We start from the raw sequence: 20,807 nt of genomic DNA, 5'->3' as shown, positions 1-20,807 counted from the left end.
ACCCATGCCGTTGAGATCGTTATTGTTTGTCCCGGGCGACAGTGAACGCAAGCAGGCCAAGGCCGCCGGCGCGGGCGCGGACGTTCTGATCCTGGACCTCGAGGACTCCGTCGAGGCGTCGCGATTGCCTGTCGCTCGCGACATGGTGCGCGAGTATCTCGCGGCCAAGGCCGGCGGCGGCGCGCAGCTCTGGGTGCGCATCAACCCGCTGGATTCCGGCTTGGCGCTGGACGATTTGGCCGCGGTGGTGCGCGCCGGCCCGGCCACGATCCTGCTGCCCAAGGTCGGCGGCGCGGCGGACATCGTTCTGCTGGACCGCTACCTGAGCGCGCTGGAGGCCCGCGACGGGTTGGACCCGGGCAGCATCGGCATCGTCCCGGTCGCCACGGAGACGCCGCAGGCCATGTTCGGATTGGGCAGCTACCAGGGATGCAGCGCGCGCCTGCGCGGGCTGACCTGGGGCGCGGAGGATCTGGCGGCGGCGGTCGGCGCGGCCAGCAACCGGCTGGACAACGGCGAATACGACTTCACCTACCGCATGGCGCGTTCGCTCTGCCTCCTGGGGGCTCATGCGGCCGGGGTGCCCGCCATCGACACGATCTGGGGCAATTTCCGCGATCCCGAAGGATTGGCGCGTGACTCGGCCAGCGCCCGGCGGGCGGGTTTCACCGGAAAGATCGCCATCCATCCCGATCAGGTCGCACCGATCAACCAGGCTTTCACCCCCGACGAGGCCGACATCGCGCGCGCGCGCCGGATCGTGGCCGCGTTCGAGCAGGCGCCGGGCGTGGGCACGCTGCAACTCGACGGCGAGATGCTGGACCGCCCGCACCTGAAGCAGGCGCAGCGCATCCTGGCCCATCTGCCGGCCTAGCCGGGCACGACGGATCGCCGGCCCACCGCGCCCAGATTGCGGGGGCCTCACACCAAAGGAGACAACCATGTACGCATTTTCCGCAAAGTTGTGCGCGCTGATGCTGGCCACGCTGGCGTGCGTCCCGGTGCGGGCCCAGCCGGCCTATCCCTCGCAGCCGGTGCGCATGATCACCGCGTTCGCGGCGGGCAGCGCCAGCGACATCGTGGCCCGCATGATCGCCGAGAAGCTGCAGGGCGATCTGGGCCAGCCCGTCATCGTGGAGAACAAGCCGGGCGCCTCCGGCCAGGTCGCCTCGGATTTCGTGGCGCGGGCGCAGCCCGATGGCTACACCATCATGCTGGCGACCAACACGACGCATTCCTCCAATCCGTACCTGTTCAAGCAGTTGCGCTACGACCCGATCAAGGACTTCACGCCGCTGGTGCAGGTGTGCAATTTCCCGTTCGTGCTGGTGGTCGGCGGCAAGGTGCCGGTACGTAACGTGGCGGAACTGCTCGAATACGGCAAGACGCACCGCAACGAGATGAACTACGGCTACGGCAACAGCACCGGCCAGATCGCAGCGGCGGCGTTCGACCGCGCCGCCAACCTGAACAGCGCGGCCATTCCCTATGGCAGCACCCCTCAGGCGATGACCGACATCATCGGCGGGCGCACCACGTTCATGTTCGTCGATCTGGCGTCGGCGGCGGGCCATATCCAGAACGGTTCGCTGCGTGCGCTGGCGGTGACCACGGAACGGCGCAGCGCGCTGGCCCCGGATCTGCCGCCGGTGTCCGAGGCGTTGGGCAAGCCCGGATTCGACCTGGCCGCCTGGGTCGGCATCTTTGGTCCGGCCAGGATGCCGGCCGCGGTGTCGGCCAAGCTGGGCGACGCGCTCTACCGGATCGTCGCGTCGCCCGAGATCCAGGGCAAGTTGAAGAAAATGGGCGCGGAGCCGACGCCGGCCCGGGCGCAGGCCTTCGGGCCGTTCGTGGAGCAGCAGAAATCGGTGTGGGGCGAGAAGGTGCGCCAGGCCGGCATCGAAGCGCAGTAGGGGAGAGCATCATGACGGAACCACGGCAGGAAGACCCGCAGGAACTGGTGCAATGCCGGCTCGAAGACCATGTGGCGATCATCAGGCTGAATCGGCCGGATCGGCTCAATGCGCTGAACGATGCCATGCGCGACCGCCTGGCCGAGCTGTGCAGGCAGGCCGGCCGCGACCCGCAGGTGCGCGCCGTGATGCTCTGCGCGGCGGGCCGGGCATTCTGCGCCAGCGGCGATGTGTCCACCATGGGTCATTTCACTGTTACGTCGGCACGCGAGCGGTTGCAGGGCGCCCACGCCATGATCCGTGCGTTGGCGGACATCGACAAACCCGTGGTGGCCGCGGTGCAGGGCGCCGTGGCGGGCATCGGCTGGAGCCTGGCGCTGGCCTGCGACACGGTGCTGGCCGCGAATACCGCGTTTTTCTCGCAAGTGTTCAAGAACGTCGGCCTGGCGCCCGACGGCGGCGCCATCTATCTGCTGGCGCAGAACATCGGGCTGTTGCGCGCCAAGGAACTGGTCCTGTCCGGCCGCAGGCTCGGCGCGCAGGAAGCCTTCGACATGGGACTGGTGACGCGCGTGGTCGATGCCGGCTCGCTCGAAGAGGAAGCCCTGGCGACCGCGGCCACGTTGGCGCACGGGCCGACGCTGGCCTATGGCTTCGGCAAGCGGCTGTTCCGTCAGGCCTATGCGCCGGCGCTGGAAACCTATCTCGACGCGGAGAACTGGGCGCAATCGGCGGCGCTGATGACCGAGGACCATCGCGAAGGCGTCGAGGCCTTCCTGGAAAAACGCGCACCCGTCTTCAAGGGGCGCTGAGAGCTGGCGTAGCGCCGGCGCGGCCGTCCGTGTGGACATGGCGGCCATGGAGATCGACATGCACAAACACCTGCAGCGCTTGAGCCTGCTCTGGATGCTGGCGCTATCGGCCGCCGGTTCTCACGCGGGGGGCTTTCCGGACCATCCGATACGCCTGCTGGTGGGATATGGGCCGGGCGGCGGCACCGACCTCATCGCCCGCCTGGTGGCCACCCACGTCTCGCAGGAACTGGGCCAGCCCGTGGTGGTCGAGAACAAGCCGGGCGCGGGGGGCAACATCGCGACGGACCAGGTCGCGCGATCGGCGCGCGATGGCTACACGTTGCTGCTGGCGGCCAACACCGTGACCATCAATCCGCACCTCTACCGCAATCTGGCCACCGACATCCAGCGGGATGTGCGCGGCGTGGGCATCATCGCGACGTCGCCGATCGTGCTGGTGGCCGGGCCAGGCTCGCCGTTTTCCACCCTGGACGAACTGCTGGCCTATGCCAAGGCCAATCCGGGCAAGGTCTCCTATGGTTCTCCCGGTGTCGGCACGCCGCAGCATCTGGCCGTGGAACTGCTGGCACACATGAGCGGCCTGCGGATGACGCACGTTCCGTACAAGGGTTCCAGCCAATCGCTATCGGACCTGCTGGCGGGGCACATCCCGCTGGTGTCGGCGGCCATCAATTCGGCGCAACCGTATATCGAGTCGGGAAAACTGCGCGGGCTGGCGGTGGCGGATGCCGGCCGCCTGGACCGTCTGAAAGCGGTGCCTGCCATCGCGGAGCGGGTCAAGGGGTACGAGGTTCGCATCTGGTATGGCCTGATGGCCCCCGCGAACACGCCGGATGCGGTCGTCGCGCGCCTGAATCAGGCCTTGGCCGCGGCTGCCAAGCATCCGGAGATGCAGGCCCGGATGCAGGAACTGGGGTACGAACTGGCGCTGGGGACACCGTCGGCGATGGATGCCGAGGTCGCCGCGGATGTGCGGAAATGGGGCGGCGTGGTCAAGGCTGCCGGATTGCAGGCCGAGTAGTCCGGGCGCCGCCTCGGCCCGCCGGGGCGTGGACCGGGATCTGTAGAGGATCGTTGCCGGCCTACGGCTTCTGCTTCAAGCCTGCCTGGTCCACGATGCGCCGCCACCGGTTTTCCTCCGTCGCGACATACTTGCCGAGGTCTTGCGGTGCGCCGACCTCGGGCAGCAGCCCTTCCTGCTCGACCGCGCGGCGAAAATCCTCCTTGCCGACCGCGTTGCGGATGCCCTGGTTCAACCGTGCGATCACGGGCGCCGGGGTCCCTGCGGGCGCGAACACCGCATACCAGCTGTCCACGAAATAATCGGGCAATCCCGCTTCGGCCACGGTGGGCACGTCGGGATAGGTCGGAGAGCGCTTCGACGAGGTGACCGCCAGGGCGCGCAACTGGCCGCTCTTGACCTGGGCGCTCACGCTGGCCGAGGTGGAGAAGATCATGTCGATCTGGCCGCCCATCAGGTCATTGATGGCCGGACCTGCGCCTTTGTAGGGCACGTGCAGGATGTCCACTTTGCCCTGGCTCTTGAACATCTCGCCCGCCAGGTGCGCGGAAGTGCCGTTGCCGTACGAGCCGAAGGTCAGCTTGCCGGGCTGCGCGCGGGCGGCCGCCAGCAGCTCCTGCACGGTCTTGAACGTCGAGTCTGCCGCGACCACCAGCACGTTCGGCGACTTGCCGATCATGGCGACCGGCGCGAAGGCCTTGTCGGTGTCGTAGGGCAGTTTCTGCTGGATGGCGGGATTGACGGCATGGGCGAACGTCGCCATCAGCAAGGTGTAGCCGTCCGGCGCGCTGCGCGCCACATTGTCGCTGCCGATGATGGTGCTGCCGCCGGGGCGGTTCTCGACCACCACCGTCTGGCCGAGCTCCTGCCCCAGGTCCTTGGCCAACTGGCGCGCGATGATGTCGGTGCCGCCACCGGGCGTGAAGGGCACGACGATGCGCAACGGCCTGTCGGGAAATTCGGCCCGTGCGGCGTGCAGGGGCAGCAGGGCGGTCAAGGCGGCGGCCAGCAGCCACCCCCGAGATAGGCGTCGGTTCATTGCTTGTCTCCAGAAAGCGTGCCGGCTCGTGCGGCACTTATCGTGAAAAATGGCGGGCGCGTTCATGCGCCCGTCCGGGCACTAGGAAAGAGTGGCCACACCGTCCGCGGCGATCGCGCCCTGGCCCTCCGCGCGGACGAACAAGGGGTTGATCTCGGCCTCGACGAGGCGGTCTCCAAGCGACCGGGCCATATCGCCGAACGCCAGCACGGCGTCGATGACGGCGGCCACGTCGGCCTTGGGGCGGCCACGGTAACCCTCCAGCAACGGCCAGGACGTCAGGCCGCGCAACGCCTCCAGCACCTGATCGCGCCCCAGCGAACCGCCATCCGCCGGCAGCATCAGCAAGGCCGTGTCGCGGAACAGTTCGGCCATCACGCCGCCCATGCCGATCAACAGGGCGGTGCCCAGGGTGTCCTTGCGGACGCCCAGGATCAGTTCGGCCACGCCTGCCGTCATCTCCTGGACCAGGAAGGCATCCGGCGCCAGGCCGGTGCTGGCCTGGACGTCGCGCGCCATCCGCGCCAGGCGTGGTCCGATCGATGCCGCCTCCAGGCCCAGCGCCACGCCGCCCACCTCCGACTTATGCAGGATCCGTGCGGACAGCAGCTTGAGCACGACGGCCGGCCCGAGTTCGCGCGCGGCCTGCTCGGCCTGTGCCGCGTCGTGCACGACCCGCTCACGGACCGCGTGGATGCCGAAATGGCGGAACAGGGCCTTGGCCTGCGCTTCGTCCATCGGCCCGGCGGGCAGATCCTTCGGGGCTTGAAGGGGCCGTCGCGCCGTGGCATGCACGGTTGGGCCGCTGGATAGCTGTGCGAAGCGCCATTGCGCGCCCAGGGCCGCCGCCACGCCTTCGGGCTCGTGGAAGGCGGGAATGCCATAGCGGCCCAGTACGGCGGCCGCAGCCGGCGCGTGGGGACTGACGTAGGCCATCACGGGTTTGCCATCGTGGCCCATGGAGTCCCGCAACGCATCCGCCATCAGTTCCGGTTGCGCCACGCCCGAAGAGCCTACGACCACGGCCAGCGCGTCGTATGCCGGGCTGTCCAGCAGCACGCGAATGATCCGGCGCAGCAGGGCGGGCTGCAGTCCGGCCAGCGTGACGTCGATTGGATTGCGGTCCAGCACGGCATGGTCGCCTTCCTGCAGCGCGCGCAGGTCGGCCGCGGTGGCTGCGTCGGGCGCGGGCAGGTCGAAGCCCGCCATGCCCAGGCTGTCCGCGACCAGCGTGCCGGCGCCGCCGGTGGAGGTGAGCACCGCCACGCGATTGCCCTGCAATGTCCGTCCCGCCGCCAAGGCCGCCGGTATGTTCAGCAGGTCCGCGTAGGTCTGCGCCCGGAGCACGCCGGCCTGCGAGAAAAGCGCGTCATACATGCGGTCCGCGCCCGCCAGCGCCCCGGTGTGCGACGCCGCGGCGCGGGCGCCGGATTCCGAACGGCCGATCTTGAAGGCCACGATGGGCTTGCCGGCGGCCGCCGCCTTGCGGCAAGCCCGGACGAAGGCTTCGGGGCGGCGCACGGTTTCCACGTACAGTGCGATGACGCGCGTGCCGGGATCGTCGGCCAGCATGCCGATGAAATCCGAGAGATCCAGGTCAGCCTCGTTGCTGGTCGATATCAGCTTGGAGAAGCCGATGCCGCGCGCGCTGGCGCGGGAGAGCAGGGCGCCCAGGATGCCGCCGCTCTGCGATACCAGGCCGATCTCGCCCCGCTGCAACTGCTCCAGCTCCAGGGCGCCGCTGGCGCTGAGGGTGATGCCGTCGGTCAGGTTGACCAGTCCGATCGTGTTCGGGCCCAGCAGCCGCATGGACCCGGCCGCCTGGCACAAGGCCTGCTGCCGGCGCGCGCCTTCCTCGCCGGTCTCGGCGAATCCGCTGGCCAGCACGATGGCGGCCGGCGTGCCCAGCGCGGCCAGTTCCCGCACGGCGTCCACGGAACGTTGCGCCCCCAGCAGCACCAGCGCGACGTCCGGCGCCTGCGGCAGCGAGGCGATGTCCGGATGGCATGCCAGCCCCTCGATCTCGCTGGCTCGTGGGTTGACGGGGAATATCTTCCCTTTGTAGCCATGCTTGAGCAGATAGCCGACGGGCCGGCCCGAGGTCTTGGACGCATCGGCCGAGGCGCCGATGATGGCCACCGAGCGGGGCGTCATGAGGCGGTCCCAGAGCGTCATTGACGGGCCTCCCTGGCCTGCGCCATGCGCTGCAGGAACGCCTGGACCGATTCGCGGTGTTCGCTGCTGGTGTAGCAGACGCCCTGGGCCTGGCTGCCCATGGCGAAGACCTGGTCCGCGGTCAGCTCGAAGGTCTGGTTCAGGATCGACTTGCCCAGCGCGAGCGCCGTGCGCGACCCGCGAGCAAGCGACGCCGCCCATTCCTGCGCATCGGCCAGCAGGGCGTCGGGCGAAGCCAGCCTGTCGGCGATGCCCAGCGCCAGCGCTTCGCGGGCGTCGACCTTGCGGCCGCTGAAGATCAGGTCCTTTGCGTGCGGCAGGCCTACGCGGCGAGGCAGGAAGTACATGCCGCCGCCGTCCGGGATCAGGCCCCGGTCGATGTAGCTCCATGCGAACGACGCGGACTCGGAGGCCAGCACGAAATCGCAGGCCAGCGCCGTGTCGGCCCCCAGTCCGGTGGCGGCGCCGTTGACGGCGGCGATGGTGGGCTTGGGCATGTGATAGAGCAGCCCCACGGCATGGTGCACGACCTGCTGCCGTGACCATCCATTGAACGCCACGTCGCCCGCGGGCGCTTCCATGCGCTGCTGCATGCCCGCGACGTCGCCGCCCGCGCAGAATCCTTTGCCCGCGCCGGTCAGTACCAGCGCGCGGACGTCCTTGTCGCGCGCCATGTGTTCCAGCGCGTGGATGAAGTCGGCGCGCATGCCGTCGGTGAAGGCGTTGCGCTTGTCGGGACGATTGAGAGTCAGCGTGGCGACGCCCGCGTGGACCTGCAGTTCGATGAGTTCGTAGTGCGCCATGTCTCCTCCGGTATGGCTGCCAGTAGCTGGTGTGCCGTTGCACTGGCCTACCGCGAACACTACGCGCTAAAGTGGGCGGCGACATCACCCCATTTCCATCTGGTGGAATTGCAAATGACTCAGGATCCTGCCATTGCCGGGCAGGGCCGCTTCGGCGGTCCCGGCCAGAATCGGTCCCTGGAAAGAGGGCTGGAGGTGCTGCGGGCCTTCCGTCCCGGCACGGACCTGCTGGGCAATGGCGAACTGGCGGAACGCACGGGGTTGTCCCGCGCCACGATCAGCCGCCTGACCCAGACGCTTGTGACGGCGGGGTTCCTTGAACACGACCGCGCGGCTCGCGCCTACCGATTGGCCGTTCCAGTCCTGAGCCTGGGCCATGCCATGCGCGCCTCGTCGCCCGTGTTGCGCGTGGCGGTGCCGTTGATGCACGAGGTGTCGGCGCGGCTGAAGGTCAATGTCGGCCTGGCCAGTCCGGACCGCGCGGACATGATCTACCTGGAGTCGATTCGCTATCACCGGAAAGTATCGTTGCGCACGGTGGTGGCCGGTCAGCGGGTTCCCATCGAATTGACGTCGTTGGGGCGCGCCTACCTGGGCCGGCTGGATGCATCCGAGCGTCAGGAACTGCTGGCCAGCCTGAAGCGGGCCCATTCGGCGGCGGCATGGCGGCCCATCAGCGCGGGCATCAACGAGGCCATGGCGGAGCTGGGCCGTTCCGGCTACTGCTGGACTTCCTGGCAGCCGAACGTGATCGCGTTGGCGGCGCCGCTGACGATCGCGTGCCGGACGCTGGCCTTGAATTTCAGTCAGCCGTCCGAGGAGGCGCCCGCACAGCGGGCGCGAGTGGCGGCCGCGTTGGCGCCCAGGCTGCTCGCGTTGCGGGACCGGATCGAGAGCGGCATCGAGGCCCATGACACTGCGGCTTTGAATTACGCATAATGTATATTATGTAAAGTATCTTGCGAGGCAAGACAGTTCGGTTATCGCATCGAGAAATTCTCATATATGATAAATAACCCTGTCCTACAGAGCCTGCCCCATGATCAAACGCTACCCCAGCTCCCTGCCGCTGCCTTTCTCCCGCGCCACCCAGGCCGGCGGATTCCTGTTCCTGTCCGGGCAAGTGCCGATGGATGCTTCCGGCCAGGTCGTGCGCGGCGACATCCGCGCACAGACCCACGCCGTGTTCGACCGCATCGAGGAAACGCTGGCCCTGGCCGGCTGCGGCCTGAAGGATGCCGTGCGGGCCACGGTGTGGTTGAGCGACCTGGCGCTGTTCAACGACTTCAACGAGGTCTACCGCGAACGCTTCGGCGAGACGTTTCCGTCTCGCTCCACGGTGCAGGCGGCGCTGGCAATGAGTGTGGACGTGGAAATCGAGATCCAGGCCGTTGCGGCGGACGGGCGGTAAGCGCCCCTCCCTTACCACCCCGACCCGCCGCCCCCACCGTGGCAAGGGGGGTACTGTACCCATTGAGGCATGGGCACGCCCCGCCATTGCGTGTCTGCTTGTTACCCGTGTAAGCGGACGCGGATCAGGGCGCCGTCGCGAGGTCCAGCGCGCGTTCCAGCGAGGCGCGCAGCATCTCGCCATGGCCGAACTGCGCGAAGGCCTCGTAGCTGGCATCGGCGCCGGCGGCACGCAATCCGTCCACCATGTCTCGTACCGCGGCTCGCGTATCGGCGGGTTGGCCATTGGCGGCAGGCGGCGCGGGCCGGGCCGGATCGCGCGGCCGGGTGCCCACCAGGACCGCGACGCGCTTGCCCGCCGCGCGGGATGCCTGGAATTGCTGCCACTGGCGCACCAGCACGCCGTCGTTCCACCACGCCGACGGGTCGCCCGCGATGTAGCGCGCGAACGCGTCCGGCCGGTTGTACAGCACATACAGGGTGAACAGGCCGCCGTAGGAATGGCCCCACAGATATTCCTTGCCAGGGTCGATGGCCGCGCGCTGACGCACCAAGGGTCTGATGCGGTTCAGCAGCAGGTCGAGAAACACATCCGCCCCTCCCCCCTCATGGCCGCGCACCACCGGATTGGGCAGGCGCTCGCCCTGCTCGAACGACGGCGGCGTGTAATCGTAGGCGCGCGCCACCACGTCGTTGCGCGTGGGCACGTCATAGCCCACGGCCACCAGCACCGGCGTGGCCTGCTTGCCCAGTCGGGCCAGGTCGGCATCGGTCAGCGAGTCCAGCGCGGCGTTGCCGTCCAGCATGTACAGCACCGGATAGCCCGTGGCCGGACCGGGCTGCCGGGGCACGGCGATCTGGATACGATAGTGGCGCTTGCCGTCGGCCGAGTCCAGCCGATGGGTTTCGAAGCGGTAGACGGCCGAAGGCCGGTCCGCCACGGTTTCCCCCACCAACTGCATGCCGGGCCGCACCGGCCCATTCGGCGCGGACTGCGCATGCCCATCGGCGACCCATAGCGTGGCGGCCAGCACCACGGCGTGGGACAGAAGATGCGCGCCGGTCTTCACCTGGCGCCTCGGCGTTCGATCAGTCAGGGTCATCATGATTACCAGGCGTAGTTCAGGTTCGCGGTGATCGCGCGGCGGGCGCCGTAATAGCAACTGGCCACGCCCGAGCAGCTGGCCAGGTACTCCCGATTGCCCAGATTGGTGGCGTTGAGCGAGAACTTCATGCCCTTGAACGCCGGACTCAACCCGGACATGTCGTAGCGCACCGCCGCATCCACCAGATTGACGGCCGGCGAGCGGTATTCGTTGGCGCTGTCGCCATAGCTGGCGCCGATGTGCCGCAGGCCCACCCCGACGCTGACGCCGGGCAGGACGTCCTGGTCGAAGCGGTAGTCCACCCACACGTTGTAGCTGCGGCGCGGCACGCGCGGCAGTTCGCGGCCCAGGTCGGTGCTGTTGCTCTTGGTGACTTCGCTGCTCATCAGCGTGGCCGAGGCGATCATGGTCAGGTTGTCCGTCAAGGCCAGGTTGCCTTCCAGCTCCAGGCCGCGTACCCGCCCTTCGCCCGTCTGCACCTGGCACTGGCTGCCATCGCACAGATGCGTCGGATCGGGATCGGGCGTGGAAATGTTCTGCTGGCGGATCTCGTAGGCCGAGAACGTCACCATGCTGCGCGAACCCGGCGGCTGGTACTTCAGGCCGACTTCCGCCTGCTTGCCTTCGGTCGGCTTGAACGGCACGCCCGCATAGCCCACGCCGTTGACCGGCTCGAACGAGGTGGCGTAGCTGGCATACGGCGCCAGGCCGTTCTCGAACAGATAGACCAGTCCCGCGCGCCAGGTCGTGGCTTCGTCGGCATAGCTCGTGCGGGCATTGGTGGCGCGCACCAGGGCATTGTCATGCGACCAGTCGTGGCGCAGGCCCAGGGTGCCGGTCCATTGGCCCCAGCGGATCTGGTCCTGTGCATACAGGCCGGTCTGGTCGCTGTCGCTGCGCCGCGTGGGCACGGCCGAGCCGATGGTGACCGAACTGCCGTAGACCGGATCGAACACGTCCAGCGAGCCGACCGTGCCGGAGGCCTGCCGCACCCGGATGGTCTGGGTGCGATAGTCCAGCCCGAGCAGCGCCGTGTGCTCGGTGGCTCCCAGGCCGAATTTCACCTCGGCGTTGTTGTCCACCGTGAAGCCTTCGGAGCGGATCTGGTTGAGCGAGGCCGTGCGGCGCAGCGTGCGGCCATCGGCCTGCAGGTCGCCCTGGCGCGCCACCGAGGCGTTATCGGTATCCACCCGCATGTAGCGCAGGTTCTGGCTCAGCTTCACGCGGTCGTTCAGCGCATGCGAGAACAGGTAGCCGAGGGCGTACTGCGTGCGGTCGTAGGCGCTGAAGCCCGGCTCGCCCAGGAAGCGGCTTGAGCCGAACGTGCCATAGTCGGTGGCGTAGTAGGTCCCGTGCGACGGCAGGAACTGATAGGTGCTGCCGCCCCGGTCCTGCTGATAGTTGGCCAGCAAGGTCAGCGAGGTGCGTGCCGAGGGCCGCCAGGTCAGGCTGGGCGCCAGCATCACCCGGTTCAGGTCGACATGGTCCACCTGCGTGTCCGTGTGGTAGCCCGTGCCCACCACGCGGTACAACCACTCGCCGGCCTCGTCCAGCGGGCCGCTGACGTCCGCGTTGAGCCGGGCCAGGCCGTAGTTGTCGGTGCTGACACCGATCTCGCCACGCGCGTAGTCGGTCGGACGCTTGCTGGTGACGTTGACCAGGCCGCCGGGCGCGATCTGGCCATACAGCACCGAGGACGGGCCGCGCAGCACTTCCACGCGTTCCAGCCCGTAGCCATCGAACTGCGTGGCCGACGCGGTGGCGCCGCTGCTGGACCCGGGGGGCCGCAAGCCATCCAGGTACAGGTTGTTGGCGAAGCTGCCGGTGCGGAAACCGCGCACCGAAATCTCGTCGACCCGGCTGTCCACGCCGTAGGCCCCGACCGTCACGCCGGCGCTGTAGCGCAGGGCTTCGCCCGTGCTCCTGGCGCCTATCATGTCCATCAGCTCGCGGTTGACCACCGAGATGGACTGGGCGCTTTCGATGAGCGGCGTATCGGTCTTGGTGGCGGCGCTGCCGGTCAGGCCCAGCACGCCCACGTCCGACGCCAGCTGTCCCGTCACGCTGACGGGCGCCAGGGTGGCCACGCCGTCCACGCTGGCCTGCGGCTCGCGCTCCAGCCGGAAACCCTCGCCGTTGGCATTGGGCACCGCGCGCAAGCCGCTGCCCTGCAGCAGTTGCCGCAGGCTGTCGCTGACCGAGCCCCGCAGTTGGACGGCCCGGCTCTGCTTGCCGGCGGTCAGCCGGGGATCGCTGATGATGGTGGTGCCGCTGGCCTGCCCCAGACGCAGCAAGGCGTCCTGCAAGGTGGTGGCAGGCAAGGCGATGTCGACGGCGGCGGCGCGGGCATCGCCCGGATGGGACGCCACCAGCACGGTGGCGCAGGCGCCGAAGACCAGCGTGGCGGACGTTCTGCGGAACGCGCCCAGCACGGGCGCAAGCACGGAAGAGGAAATGACGGGCATGAGAAAAACGACTCGCGGTTGAGGCCCATGACGTGGGCCTTGCACCTGTACTAACGAAGCACGCGCGTCGATCTGCCGAGAAATTACATTTTGTTGTGTTTGTGTGGCCAGGCCGGTATGACGCCCGCTTTCAGGCCCGGCCAACGTTGACCCAGTAGCGCGTGCGGTACCGCAGTTGCAGGCCATGCGTGGCAGCCAGGGCTTCCAGCACCCGGTCGGTCTGTTGCACGCGGAACGTGCCGGTGACGCGCAGATGCGCGATGTCTGCGTCGCACCCGAGCACTCCTGGGCGATAGCGCTCCAGTTCGGCAAGAAAGGCATCCAGGCGCATGTCGTCGGCAATCAGCATGCCCTGGGTCCAGGCGAAGTCACGCCCCGCCCATTCCGGTTCCGTCCTGACCTGATCGCGCGTGAAGCTGCGCACCTGACCCGGCGCCAGGGTCGTGATCGCCTGGGCGCGCGGTTGCAGCGAGGCGCTGCCCTCGTTGAGCGCCACCCGGGTCGCGTCGCCGACCAGACGCACGGCCAACTGCGCTTGCGTGGCGGAGATTGCGCCATGGCAGGTCAGCACCCGGAACGGCGCCGAGGCCGGCCGCGCGTGCAGCATGATCTCGCCGCTGTACAGGCGCACGTCCACGTCCGATCCGTTCAGGGCGTAGTCCACGGACGTGCCGGTGTTCAGGGTCAGGCTCACGCCCTGGGGCAGCGCCACACGCCGCTGTTCGCCCGTGCCCGTGCGGTACGCGGCCAGCCAGCCCTCGCGCCGCGCTTGCCGGTAGGCGACCGTGCCCGCCACGCCCACGCCTATGCCTCCGGCCAGCAGCTTGAGCGCATGGCGGCGCGGTTGCACTGTCGCGGCGGCACGCACTGCCTGGGCGGCGGCCTGGTCGCGGCCACGCGTACCGTCCGGCACGGCCAGCCGAACCTGTCCGAACCGGCGCCATATTTCCGCGTGGCGCGGATCGGCATCGTGCCACTGGCGCCAGGCCCGGCGCGCGCCCTCGTCATCGACGTGGTCCAGCCGCACGATCCAGCCGGCCGCCTCCGCGACGATGCGGTCCATCAAGCCGGATTCAGCAGTCATCGAAGGCGTGATACAGACGTTGCCAGGCTTGGATCAGGTCTTTCTGCACCATGTTCACGCTGACGTCCAGCGTGCGCGCAATGGTGTCGTAGGCCTGCCCGTCGATGCGGGCCAGCAGGAAGATCCGCCGCATGCGCGCGGGCATCCGGTCCAGCACCTGGCACACCGCCAGCAGTTGTTGCGAGACCTGGGCCAGCATTTCCGCGGATGGCTCGGTGGCTTCGGGCTGGGCGGCCAGCGCCTCGAGATACGCGGTTTCGAGCGCACGGCGCCGATGCCGGTCGATCAGCAGGCGCTTGGCGATGGTGGCCAGGTAGCCTCGGTTCCAGGCGCCCTGCTCCAGGTAGGACTGGCGCATCAGGCGTTCGAACGTGTCCTGGACCAGATCCCAGGCATCGGCCTGCTGGCCGCCGCCCAGTTGGCGGCGCAGCAGGTTCAGCAGCCAGGCGTGGTGTTCCTTGTAGACGACGGCCACGGCCGCCGGATCCGCCGGCCGGGCGGAAGAAAGGGATAACGAAGCAGGCTCCACGAGCGTAGTCGGTGCGGGTAAATAGGAATAGGACGCAATTCTATCCCTATCTGCCGACGCCTGTCTTCGCCACGCTGCCGCGTGGCTTGACGCCGGACGCTTGCGCGGGCGGCATGTGCCCGCTCATGCAAGCCCCGTGCCGCCTGGGCTCAGTTGGTTTCGAGCAGGCGATTGAGCTTCAGCGCCACCAGGGTGCAGACGGCGCCCGAGATCAGGTAGAGGCTGGTGGCCACCAAGCCGAATTTCATCGATAACCCCAAGGCCACCAGCGGGGCGAAGGCCGCGCCGAACAGCCAGGCCATGTCGGCGGTCAGCGCCGCGCCCGTATACCGGAAATGCAGAGAGAAGTTCGAGGTGACCGTGCCGGAAGCCTGGCCATAGGACAGGCCCAGCAGCACGAAGCCACCCAGGATGAAGATGTTCTCACCCGCCGCGCCGCCTCCCAGCAGCCACGGCACGGTGAGCGCGAACAGGCCGATCAAGAGCGCCAGCGCGCCCAGCGTATTGCGGCGGCCGAAGCGGTCGGCCAGCCAGCCCGAACCCACGGTGCCCACCATGCTGAGCGCCGCGCCCAGGATCTGCACCGACAGCACGCTGGCCAGGTTCCGTTCGCCGTTCAGGCTGATCCATGACAGCGGGAACACCGTCACCAGGTGGAACAGTGCGTAGCTGGCCAGCGCCGCGAACGCGCCGATGAACACGTTGTACGCCTGTTCGTCGATGACGCGCGACACCTTGATCGGCGCCAGTTCACGCTCTTCGAGCAACCGCGTGTATTCCTCGGTGACCACCAGACGCAGCCGCGCGAACAGCGCCACCACGTTGATGGCGAAGGCCACGAAGAACGGATAGCGCCAGCCCCACTCCACCAGGTCGGACTCGCTGAGCGTGCTGAGCAGGTACAGGAAGATGGCGCCGGCGATGATGAAGCCGATGGGGGCGCCCAACTGGCCCAGCATGGCGTACCAGCCGCGTCGATGGGCCGGCGCGTTCAGTGCCAGCAGCGATGGCAGGCCATCCCACGAGCCGCCCAGCGCGATGCCTTGCAGGCATCGAAACAGCGCCAGCAGCACGATAGCCGCTGGCCCCAGGGTTTCATAACTGGGCAGAAAGGCCATGCCCGCCGTCGCGGTGCCCAGCATGAACAGGGCCAGCGTGAGCTTGACGCTTCTGCCCCACCGGTGCTGCACGGCCATGAAGATCGCGGTGCCGAACGGCCTGCAGACGAACGCGAACGAGAAGATCACGAATGACCACAGGATGCCGTACAGGGGCGACTCGAAGGGGAAGAAGACTTGTGGGAAAACCGCAACACAGGCAATGCCGAAGACGAAGAAATCGAAGTATTCCGACGTTCGTCCGATGACCACGCCGACCGCGATCTCGCCCGGAGCGACAGCGGAATGACTGGGGGCCTGCGTATTTGCGGGGTACTGCGTCGCGGTGGTGGACATACGTTGGCGCGCTCCGTGTTTGACGTGGAATACAGCCTGCCCTGATGAGCGCCAGCACCCTGCCTGTGCGCCCTGCAACCGAACCAGCCTGCATTTTGCTCTAGATTTTTCATAGGCTCCAGAGTACGGTTGAAACTATCCTAATCGGGGCACCAACCGCGGAGGGGCTGCATGTCCATGCTGTTCTTCAGAAAGTTGAGACGTTTTCTGTGGCTTCCCGCATTGGCATCCCTGGGGGGATGCAGCAAGGCCGTGCTGCTGTCCCCCTCCGGAGACGTGGCCTGGCAGTTGCGGGACATCATCCTGGTATCCACCGGCCTGATGCTGCTGATCATCGTGCCGGTGATCGTCGCCACGCTGTGGTTCGCATGGCGCTATCGAGAAAGCAATACCGAAGCCCCCTACTCTCCGGATTGGGACCACTCCACCATCCTGGAACTGCTGATCTGGGCCGCGCCGCTGCTCATCATCATCGCGTTGAGCGCCCTCACCTGGGTCAGCACGCACAAGCTCGACCCCTACCGTCCGCTCGAACGCCTGGACGCGCAGCGCCAGGTGCCGGCGGGCACCGAGCCGCTCGAAGTGCAGGTGGTGGCGCTGGACTGGAAGTGGCTGTTCCTCTATCCCGAACAGGGCATCGCCACGGTCAATGAACTGGCCGCGCCGGTCGATCGCCCCATCGAGTTCAAGCTGACCTCGTCCTCGGTGATGAACTCGTTCTACATTCCCGCGCTGGCCGGCCAGATCTACGCCATGCCAGGCATGCAGACCCGCCTGCACGCGGTCATCAACCAGCCCGGCGTGTATCAGGGCTTCTCGGCCAACTACAGCGGCGCGGGCTTCTCGCAGATGCGCTTCAAGTTCCACGGGCTGTCTCAGGCCGAGTTCGACCAGTGGGTGCAGAAGAACAAGGCCGACCCGCGCGCGCTGGACCGCGCCGCCTACCAGGCGCTGGTGCAGCCCAGTTCGGCCGTGCCCGTGCAGCGCTTCGGCACGGTGGATCCGAGCCTGTACCAGGCCATCCTGGACCGCTGCACGCAGCCCGGCGGGCACTGCACGTCCGCCCATGCCCGGTTCGACGACGCCAACATCTGCCGGGCGCCCCGGCAGGCCGAGTTGCAACTGCCGCAGAACCCGATGAGCTCGCCCGCCGCCCTGTAGAACCACTCCCCGCTCGACGAACGCCTCTCGCAGGAACGCCAAATGGCCGATCATTCAGCACCTGAAAGCCTTCTGTTCGGACGCCTGACCTGGGAAGCGATTCCCTTGCACGAGCCCATCCTGCTGGCAACCTTCGCCGCCGTGGCGCTGGGCGGCATCGGGGTGCTGGGCGGCATCACCTACTACCGCAAGTGGGGCTACCTGTGGCATGAGTGGTTCACCAGCATCGACCACAAGAAGATCGGGATCATGTACGTGATCCTGGGCCTGGTGATGCTGCTGCGCGGCTTCGCCGACGCACTGATGATGCGGGCGCAGCAGGCCGTGGCCTTCGGCGACAACCTGGGATACCTGCCGCCGCACCACTACGACCAGATCTTCACCGCGCACGGCGTGATCATGATCTTCTTCGTGGCCATGCCGCTGGTCACGGGCCTGATGAACTACATCGTGCCCCTGCAGATCGGCGCGCGCGACGTGGCGTTCCCGTTCCTGAACAACTTCAGTTTCTGGATGACCACCGCGGGCGCGGTGCTGGTGATGATGTCGCTGTTCGTGGGGGAATTCGCCAAGACCGGCTGGCTGGCGTATCCGCCTTTATCCGGCATCCTGCACAGTCCGGATCCCGGGGTGGACTACTACATATGGGCCCTGCAGATCGCGGGGGTGGGCACCTTGCTGTCGGGGGTCAACCTGTTGGTGACCATCGTGAAGATGCGCGCGCCGGGCATGCTGATGATGCGCATGCCGATCTTCACGTGGACCTCGCTGTGCACCAACGTGCTGATCGTGGCGGCCTTTCCCGTGCTGACCGCGGTGCTGGCGCTGCTGACCATGGACCGCTACGTCGGCACCAACTTCTTCACGGCGGACGGCGGCGGCAACGCCATGATGTACATCAACCTGATCTGGATCTGGGGCCACCCCGAGGTCTACATCCTGATCCTGCCGGCCTTCGGCATCTTCTCCGAGGTCGTGGCGACGTACTGCCGCAAGCGCCTGTTCGGCTATGCCTCGATGGTGTACGCCACGGTGGTCATCACGGTGCTGTCCTACCTGGTCTGGCTGCATCACTTCTTCACGATGGGGTCCGGCGCCAGCGTCAACTCGTTCTTCGGCATCACCACGATGATCATCTCGATCCCGACCGGGGCCAAGGTGTTCAACTGGCTGTTCACCATGTACCGCGGGCGCATCCGCTTCGACGTTCCGATGCTGTGGACCGTCGGCTTCATGGTGACCTTCGTGATCGGCGGCATGACCGGGGTGCTGCTGGCCGTGCCGCCGGCCGACTTCGCCCTGCACAACAGCCTGTTTCTGATCGCGCACTTCCATAACGTAATCATCGGCGGCGTGCTGTTCGGCCTGCTGGCCGGCATCACCTACTGGTTTCCCAAGGCCTTCGGCTACCGGCTGGACCCCTTCTGGGGCAAGCTGTCGTTCTGGCTGTGGCTCGTGGGCTTCTACGCCGCCTTCATGCCGCTCTATGTGCTGGGCCTGTTGGGCGTGACGCGCCGCATGAGCCATTTCGACGATCCCTCGCTGCAGATCTGGTTCCAGATCGCGGCCGTGGGCGCCCTGCTGATCGCGGGCGGCATCGCCTGCTTCCTGATCCAGCTGGTGGTGAGCTTCCGCAAGCGCGCCGCGCTGCGCGACGAGACGGGCGATCCGTGGGACGGCCGCACGCTGGAGTGGTCGACGTCCTCGCCGCCGCCGGCCTACAACTTCGCGTTCACGCCGCTGATCCACGACCGCGACGCCTGGTGGCAGATGAAGCGCGAGGGCTACCGGCGCCCGTTGGACGGCTTCATCCCCATTCACATGCCCGCCAATACCTGGGCCGGCGTGGTGCTGGCGGCGATATCGATGGTGCTGGGCTTCGCGATGATCTGGCACATGTGGCTGGTGGCGATCGTGTCCTTCGCCGCGCTGGTGGGCGTCACCATCGTGCACACCTTCAATTACCACCGCGATTACTACGTGCCGGCCGACCAGGTCGCGCGCACCGAATCCGATCGCACCCAACTGCTGGCCAACCATGCCTGAACTCACTGCCACCGCCCCGAACGGCGACGCGGGTCGCCAGTTCTACCTGACCACGGAACACCATCCGAAGAACGGCACGCTGCTGGGCTTCTGGGTGTACCTGATGAGCGACTGTCTCATCTTCGCCTGCCTGTTCGCCACCTATGGCGTGCTGGGCCGCAACTACGCGGGCGGGCCGACCGGCGCCGAGCTGTTCGACCTGACGCTGGTGGCGATCAACACCGCCCTGCTGCTGCTGTCCTCCATCACCTACGGCTTCGCGCTGCTGCAGGGGCGCAAGGGGCGCGTGGGCTCGCTGCTGGGCTGGCTGGCCATCACCGGCCTGCTGGGCCTGGGCTTCCTGGGGCTGGAGCTGTACGAGTTCTCGCACCTGATCCACGAAGGCGCCGGACCGCAGCGCAGCGCCTTCCTGTCCTCGTTCTTCACGCTGGTCGGCACCCACGGGCTGCACGTGACCTTCGGCATTGTCTGGCTGGTGGTGCTGATGGTGCAGGTCGCCCGGCACGGCCTGACCATCCCCAACAAGCGCCGCCTGATGTGCCTGTCGATGTTCTGGCACTTCCTGGACGTGATCTGGATCGGCGTATTCACCGTGGTGTACCTGATGGGAGTGCTGCCATGAGCGCGACGACGACCTCCGCCCACGAGCACGGCCATGGGCATGGCCACGAGGACGAGGATCCGCTGGCCCACGCCTCGCTGCACGGCTATCTGCTGGGCTTCGCGCTGGCCGTGATCCTGACCGCCATTCCCTTCGCCATCGTGATGGGCGGGCTGTTCTCCAGCACGCGCGTGACCAGCCTGGTGCTGCTGGCGCTGGGCGCCATCCAGATGGTGGTGCACGTCATCTACTTCCTGCATATGGATTTCCGCTCGGAAGGCGGCTGGAACATGCTGTCCATCCTGTTCACGCTGGTGCTGGTCATCATCACGCTGAGCGGCTCGATCTGGATCATGTACCACCTGGACCACAACATGATGCACATGATGCCGGACGACGCACGGAAGATGCCTTGACCGCGACAGCCGCCGTTTCCCGGTCGCGCGGCGTGGCCCGGCGGGTGTTCCTGGTCTTGCTGGCCATCGTCCTGTTCGCGGGCTTCTGCTCGCTGGGCGTATGGCAGGTGCAGCGCCGCGCCTGGAAGCTGGACCTGATCGCGAAGGTCGACCAGCGCGTGCATCTGCCCGCCACCCAGGCGCCCGGCGAAGACCGCTGGGACACCATGAACACCGCCAATGACGAGTACCGGCACGTCGTGGCCACGGGCGAGTACCGCTACGACCAGCAGACGCTGGTCCAGGCCACCACGGACTACGGCAGCGGCTACTGGGTGATGACGCCGCTGCAGCTGCGCCAGGGCGGTACGGTGCTGGTGAACCGGGGGTTCGTGCTGCCGGCCTGGCGCAAGCAGCAGGATCAGGGCGGCCCGGCGGGCCTGGTCGAAGTGGCCGGGCTGCTGCGGATGTCCGAGCCGGATTTTCCCATCCTGCGCACCAACGATCCCGCCAAGGACGTCTGGTATTCACGCGATACGCGGGCGATCGGCGTGGCGCGCGGCCTGGATGCGGGCGCGGTGGCGCCCTACTTCATCGATGCCGAGAAGACCGCCGGCCCGGCGGTGGATCCTTCCGTTGCGCCGGTGCGCGGCCTGACGGTGCTGGCGTTCCGCAACAGCCACCTGGTCTATGCGATTACCTGGTTCGCGATGGCGGCGATGGTGATCGTGGGGGCCGTGATCGTGGCGCGCACGGGGCGGCGGCGCGAGAGATAGGCGGAATCCAGGCC

Annotated in this window: 19 protein-coding genes; 11 read left to right on the top strand and 8 right to left on the bottom strand. The window is 67.6% G+C overall.

What is annotated here, in order from left to right; genetic code table 11:
- The first annotated feature begins 4 nt into the window (after positions 1-4).
- From A7W11_RS04470 to A7W11_RS04455, 4 genes are all read left to right on the top strand, one after another.
- Complete coding sequence (locus A7W11_RS04470; protein ID WP_066408910.1) at positions 5-874, top strand: HpcH/HpaI aldolase/citrate lyase family protein; 870 nt, start codon at positions 5-7, stop codon at positions 872-874.
- A gap of 67 nt (positions 875-941) precedes the next feature.
- Positions 942-1,913, top strand: a complete 972-nt coding sequence (locus tag A7W11_RS04465; protein ID WP_066408908.1) for a Bug family tripartite tricarboxylate transporter substrate binding protein — start codon at positions 942-944, stop codon at positions 1,911-1,913.
- Between the two features lie 11 nt (positions 1,914-1,924).
- Entirely contained in the window at positions 1,925-2,725 is an 801-nt protein-coding gene (locus tag A7W11_RS04460; RefSeq protein ID WP_066408907.1) for an enoyl-CoA hydratase-related protein, read from the top strand.
- Positions 2,726-2,783: 58 nt separating this feature from the next.
- A complete protein-coding gene (locus A7W11_RS04455; RefSeq protein WP_066409454.1) occupies positions 2,784-3,749 on the top strand; it encodes a Bug family tripartite tricarboxylate transporter substrate binding protein in 966 nt (321 codons plus the stop codon).
- 61 nt (positions 3,750-3,810) lie between these two features.
- Here A7W11_RS04455 and A7W11_RS04450 read toward each other — a convergent pair whose 3' ends face one another.
- From A7W11_RS04450 to A7W11_RS04440, 3 genes are all read right to left on the bottom strand, one after another.
- Positions 3,811-4,788, bottom strand: a complete 978-nt coding sequence (locus A7W11_RS04450) for a tripartite tricarboxylate transporter substrate binding protein (protein ID WP_066408905.1) — start codon at positions 4,786-4,788, stop codon at positions 3,811-3,813.
- 81 nt (positions 4,789-4,869) lie between these two features.
- Positions 4,870-6,963 (bottom strand): acetate--CoA ligase family protein, encoded by a 2,094-nt coding sequence (locus A7W11_RS04445; RefSeq protein ID WP_066408892.1) that lies wholly within the window; start codon positions 6,961-6,963, stop codon positions 4,870-4,872.
- Positions 6,960-7,766 carry an enoyl-CoA hydratase/isomerase family protein gene (locus A7W11_RS04440; protein ID WP_066408890.1) on the bottom strand — a complete coding sequence of 269 codons (807 nt, stop codon included), beginning with the start codon at positions 7,764-7,766 and terminating at the stop codon, positions 6,960-6,962. The genes A7W11_RS04445 and A7W11_RS04440 overlap by 4 nt, the downstream gene beginning before the upstream one ends.
- Here A7W11_RS04440 and A7W11_RS04435 point away from each other — a divergent pair.
- Together A7W11_RS04435 and A7W11_RS04430 are read left to right on the top strand one after the other, a co-directional pair.
- On the top strand, positions 7,731-8,705 hold the full coding sequence (locus tag A7W11_RS04435; RefSeq protein ID WP_412778699.1) for an IclR family transcriptional regulator: 975 nt from the start codon (positions 7,731-7,733) through the stop codon (positions 8,703-8,705). The genes A7W11_RS04440 and A7W11_RS04435 overlap by 36 nt on opposite strands.
- Before the next feature lie 100 nt (positions 8,706-8,805).
- Complete coding sequence (locus tag A7W11_RS04430) at positions 8,806-9,177, top strand: RidA family protein (RefSeq protein WP_066408879.1); 372 nt, start codon at positions 8,806-8,808, stop codon at positions 9,175-9,177.
- A 124-nt stretch (positions 9,178-9,301) separates the two neighbouring features.
- Here A7W11_RS04430 and A7W11_RS04425 read toward each other — a convergent pair whose 3' ends face one another.
- The 5 genes from A7W11_RS04425 to A7W11_RS04405 all read right to left on the bottom strand — a co-directional run bounded on the left by A7W11_RS04425 (position 9,302) and on the right by A7W11_RS04405 (position 15,814).
- Entirely contained in the window at positions 9,302-10,282 is a 981-nt protein-coding gene (locus tag A7W11_RS04425; RefSeq protein WP_235816800.1) for an alpha/beta hydrolase, read from the bottom strand.
- A 2-nt stretch (positions 10,283-10,284) separates the two neighbouring features.
- On the bottom strand, positions 10,285-12,747 hold the full coding sequence (locus A7W11_RS04420; protein ID WP_162270243.1) for a TonB-dependent siderophore receptor: 2,463 nt from the start codon (positions 12,745-12,747) through the stop codon (positions 10,285-10,287).
- A 130-nt stretch (positions 12,748-12,877) separates the two neighbouring features.
- Positions 12,878-13,831 (bottom strand): FecR family protein, encoded by a 954-nt coding sequence (locus A7W11_RS04415; RefSeq protein ID WP_066408877.1) that lies wholly within the window; start codon positions 13,829-13,831, stop codon positions 12,878-12,880.
- The gene (locus tag A7W11_RS04410; protein ID WP_066408875.1) at positions 13,821-14,306 is read right to left on the bottom strand and encodes a sigma-70 family RNA polymerase sigma factor; all 486 of its coding nucleotides are present in this window, start codon (positions 14,304-14,306) and stop codon (positions 13,821-13,823) included. The genes A7W11_RS04415 and A7W11_RS04410 overlap by 11 nt, the downstream gene beginning before the upstream one ends.
- Before the next feature lie 203 nt (positions 14,307-14,509).
- The gene (locus A7W11_RS04405) at positions 14,510-15,814 is read right to left on the bottom strand and encodes an MFS transporter (protein WP_066408872.1); all 1,305 of its coding nucleotides are present in this window, start codon (positions 15,812-15,814) and stop codon (positions 14,510-14,512) included.
- A 177-nt stretch (positions 15,815-15,991) separates the two neighbouring features.
- Between A7W11_RS04405 and cyoA the strand changes: the two genes are divergently transcribed.
- The 5 genes from cyoA to A7W11_RS04380 are packed head-to-tail and all read left to right on the top strand — an operon-like array spanning position 15,992 to position 20,793.
- On the top strand, positions 15,992-16,975 hold the full coding sequence (gene cyoA / locus A7W11_RS04400; RefSeq protein WP_082887100.1) for a ubiquinol oxidase subunit II: 984 nt from the start codon (positions 15,992-15,994) through the stop codon (positions 16,973-16,975).
- A gap of 42 nt (positions 16,976-17,017) precedes the next feature.
- Entirely contained in the window at positions 17,018-19,021 is a 2,004-nt protein-coding gene (gene cyoB, locus A7W11_RS04395) for a cytochrome o ubiquinol oxidase subunit I (RefSeq protein ID WP_066408861.1), read from the top strand.
- A complete protein-coding gene (gene cyoC, locus A7W11_RS04390) occupies positions 19,014-19,643 on the top strand; it encodes a cytochrome o ubiquinol oxidase subunit III (protein ID WP_066408858.1) in 630 nt (209 codons plus the stop codon). Before cyoB ends, cyoC begins: the two co-directional genes overlap by 8 nt.
- On the top strand, positions 19,640-20,038 hold the full coding sequence (gene cyoD / locus A7W11_RS04385; RefSeq protein WP_066408852.1) for a cytochrome o ubiquinol oxidase subunit IV: 399 nt from the start codon (positions 19,640-19,642) through the stop codon (positions 20,036-20,038). Before cyoC ends, cyoD begins: the two co-directional genes overlap by 4 nt.
- Positions 20,035-20,793 carry an SURF1 family protein gene (locus A7W11_RS04380; RefSeq protein WP_066408848.1) on the top strand — a complete coding sequence of 253 codons (759 nt, stop codon included), beginning with the start codon at positions 20,035-20,037 and terminating at the stop codon, positions 20,791-20,793. The genes cyoD and A7W11_RS04380 overlap by 4 nt, the downstream gene beginning before the upstream one ends.
- Positions 20,794-20,807 lie beyond the last annotated feature (14 nt).

The sequence above is a fragment of the Bordetella ansorpii genome (assembly GCF_900078315.1).
GTDB classification, from domain to species: domain Bacteria; phylum Pseudomonadota; class Gammaproteobacteria; order Burkholderiales; family Burkholderiaceae_B; genus Bordetella; species Bordetella ansorpii.
Note: the sequence above shows the minus strand (reverse complement) of the source record. Positions and strands in the feature narration are given on the sequence as shown.

Coding starts and splice junctions, on each gene's coding strand:
- A7W11_RS04470 (WP_066408910.1), top strand. CDS start 5: ATGCCGTTGAGATCGTTATTGTTTGTCCCGGGCGACAGTGAACGCAAG.
- A7W11_RS04465 (WP_066408908.1), top strand. CDS start 942: ATGTACGCATTTTCCGCAAAGTTGTGCGCGCTGATGCTGGCCACGCTG.
- A7W11_RS04460 (WP_066408907.1), top strand. CDS start 1,925: ATGACGGAACCACGGCAGGAAGACCCGCAGGAACTGGTGCAATGCCGG.
- A7W11_RS04455 (WP_066409454.1), top strand. CDS start 2,784: ATGCACAAACACCTGCAGCGCTTGAGCCTGCTCTGGATGCTGGCGCTA.
- A7W11_RS04450 (WP_066408905.1), bottom strand. CDS start 4,788: ATGAACCGACGCCTATCTCGGGGGTGGCTGCTGGCCGCCGCCTTGACC.
- A7W11_RS04445 (WP_066408892.1), bottom strand. CDS start 6,963: ATGACGCTCTGGGACCGCCTCATGACGCCCCGCTCGGTGGCCATCATC.
- A7W11_RS04440 (WP_066408890.1), bottom strand. CDS start 7,766: ATGGCGCACTACGAACTCATCGAACTGCAGGTCCACGCGGGCGTCGCC.
- A7W11_RS04430 (WP_066408879.1), top strand. CDS start 8,806: ATGATCAAACGCTACCCCAGCTCCCTGCCGCTGCCTTTCTCCCGCGCC.
- A7W11_RS04425 (WP_235816800.1), bottom strand. CDS start 10,282: ATGATGACCCTGACTGATCGAACGCCGAGGCGCCAGGTGAAGACCGGC.
- A7W11_RS04420 (WP_162270243.1), bottom strand. CDS start 12,747: ATGCCCGTCATTTCCTCTTCCGTGCTTGCGCCCGTGCTGGGCGCGTTC.
- A7W11_RS04415 (WP_066408877.1), bottom strand. CDS start 13,831: ATGACTGCTGAATCCGGCTTGATGGACCGCATCGTCGCGGAGGCGGCC.
- A7W11_RS04405 (WP_066408872.1), bottom strand. CDS start 15,814: ATGTCCACCACCGCGACGCAGTACCCCGCAAATACGCAGGCCCCCAGT.
- cyoA (WP_082887100.1), top strand. CDS start 15,992: ATGCTGTTCTTCAGAAAGTTGAGACGTTTTCTGTGGCTTCCCGCATTG.
- cyoB (WP_066408861.1), top strand. CDS start 17,018: ATGGCCGATCATTCAGCACCTGAAAGCCTTCTGTTCGGACGCCTGACC.
- cyoC (WP_066408858.1), top strand. CDS start 19,014: ATGCCTGAACTCACTGCCACCGCCCCGAACGGCGACGCGGGTCGCCAG.
- cyoD (WP_066408852.1), top strand. CDS start 19,640: ATGAGCGCGACGACGACCTCCGCCCACGAGCACGGCCATGGGCATGGC.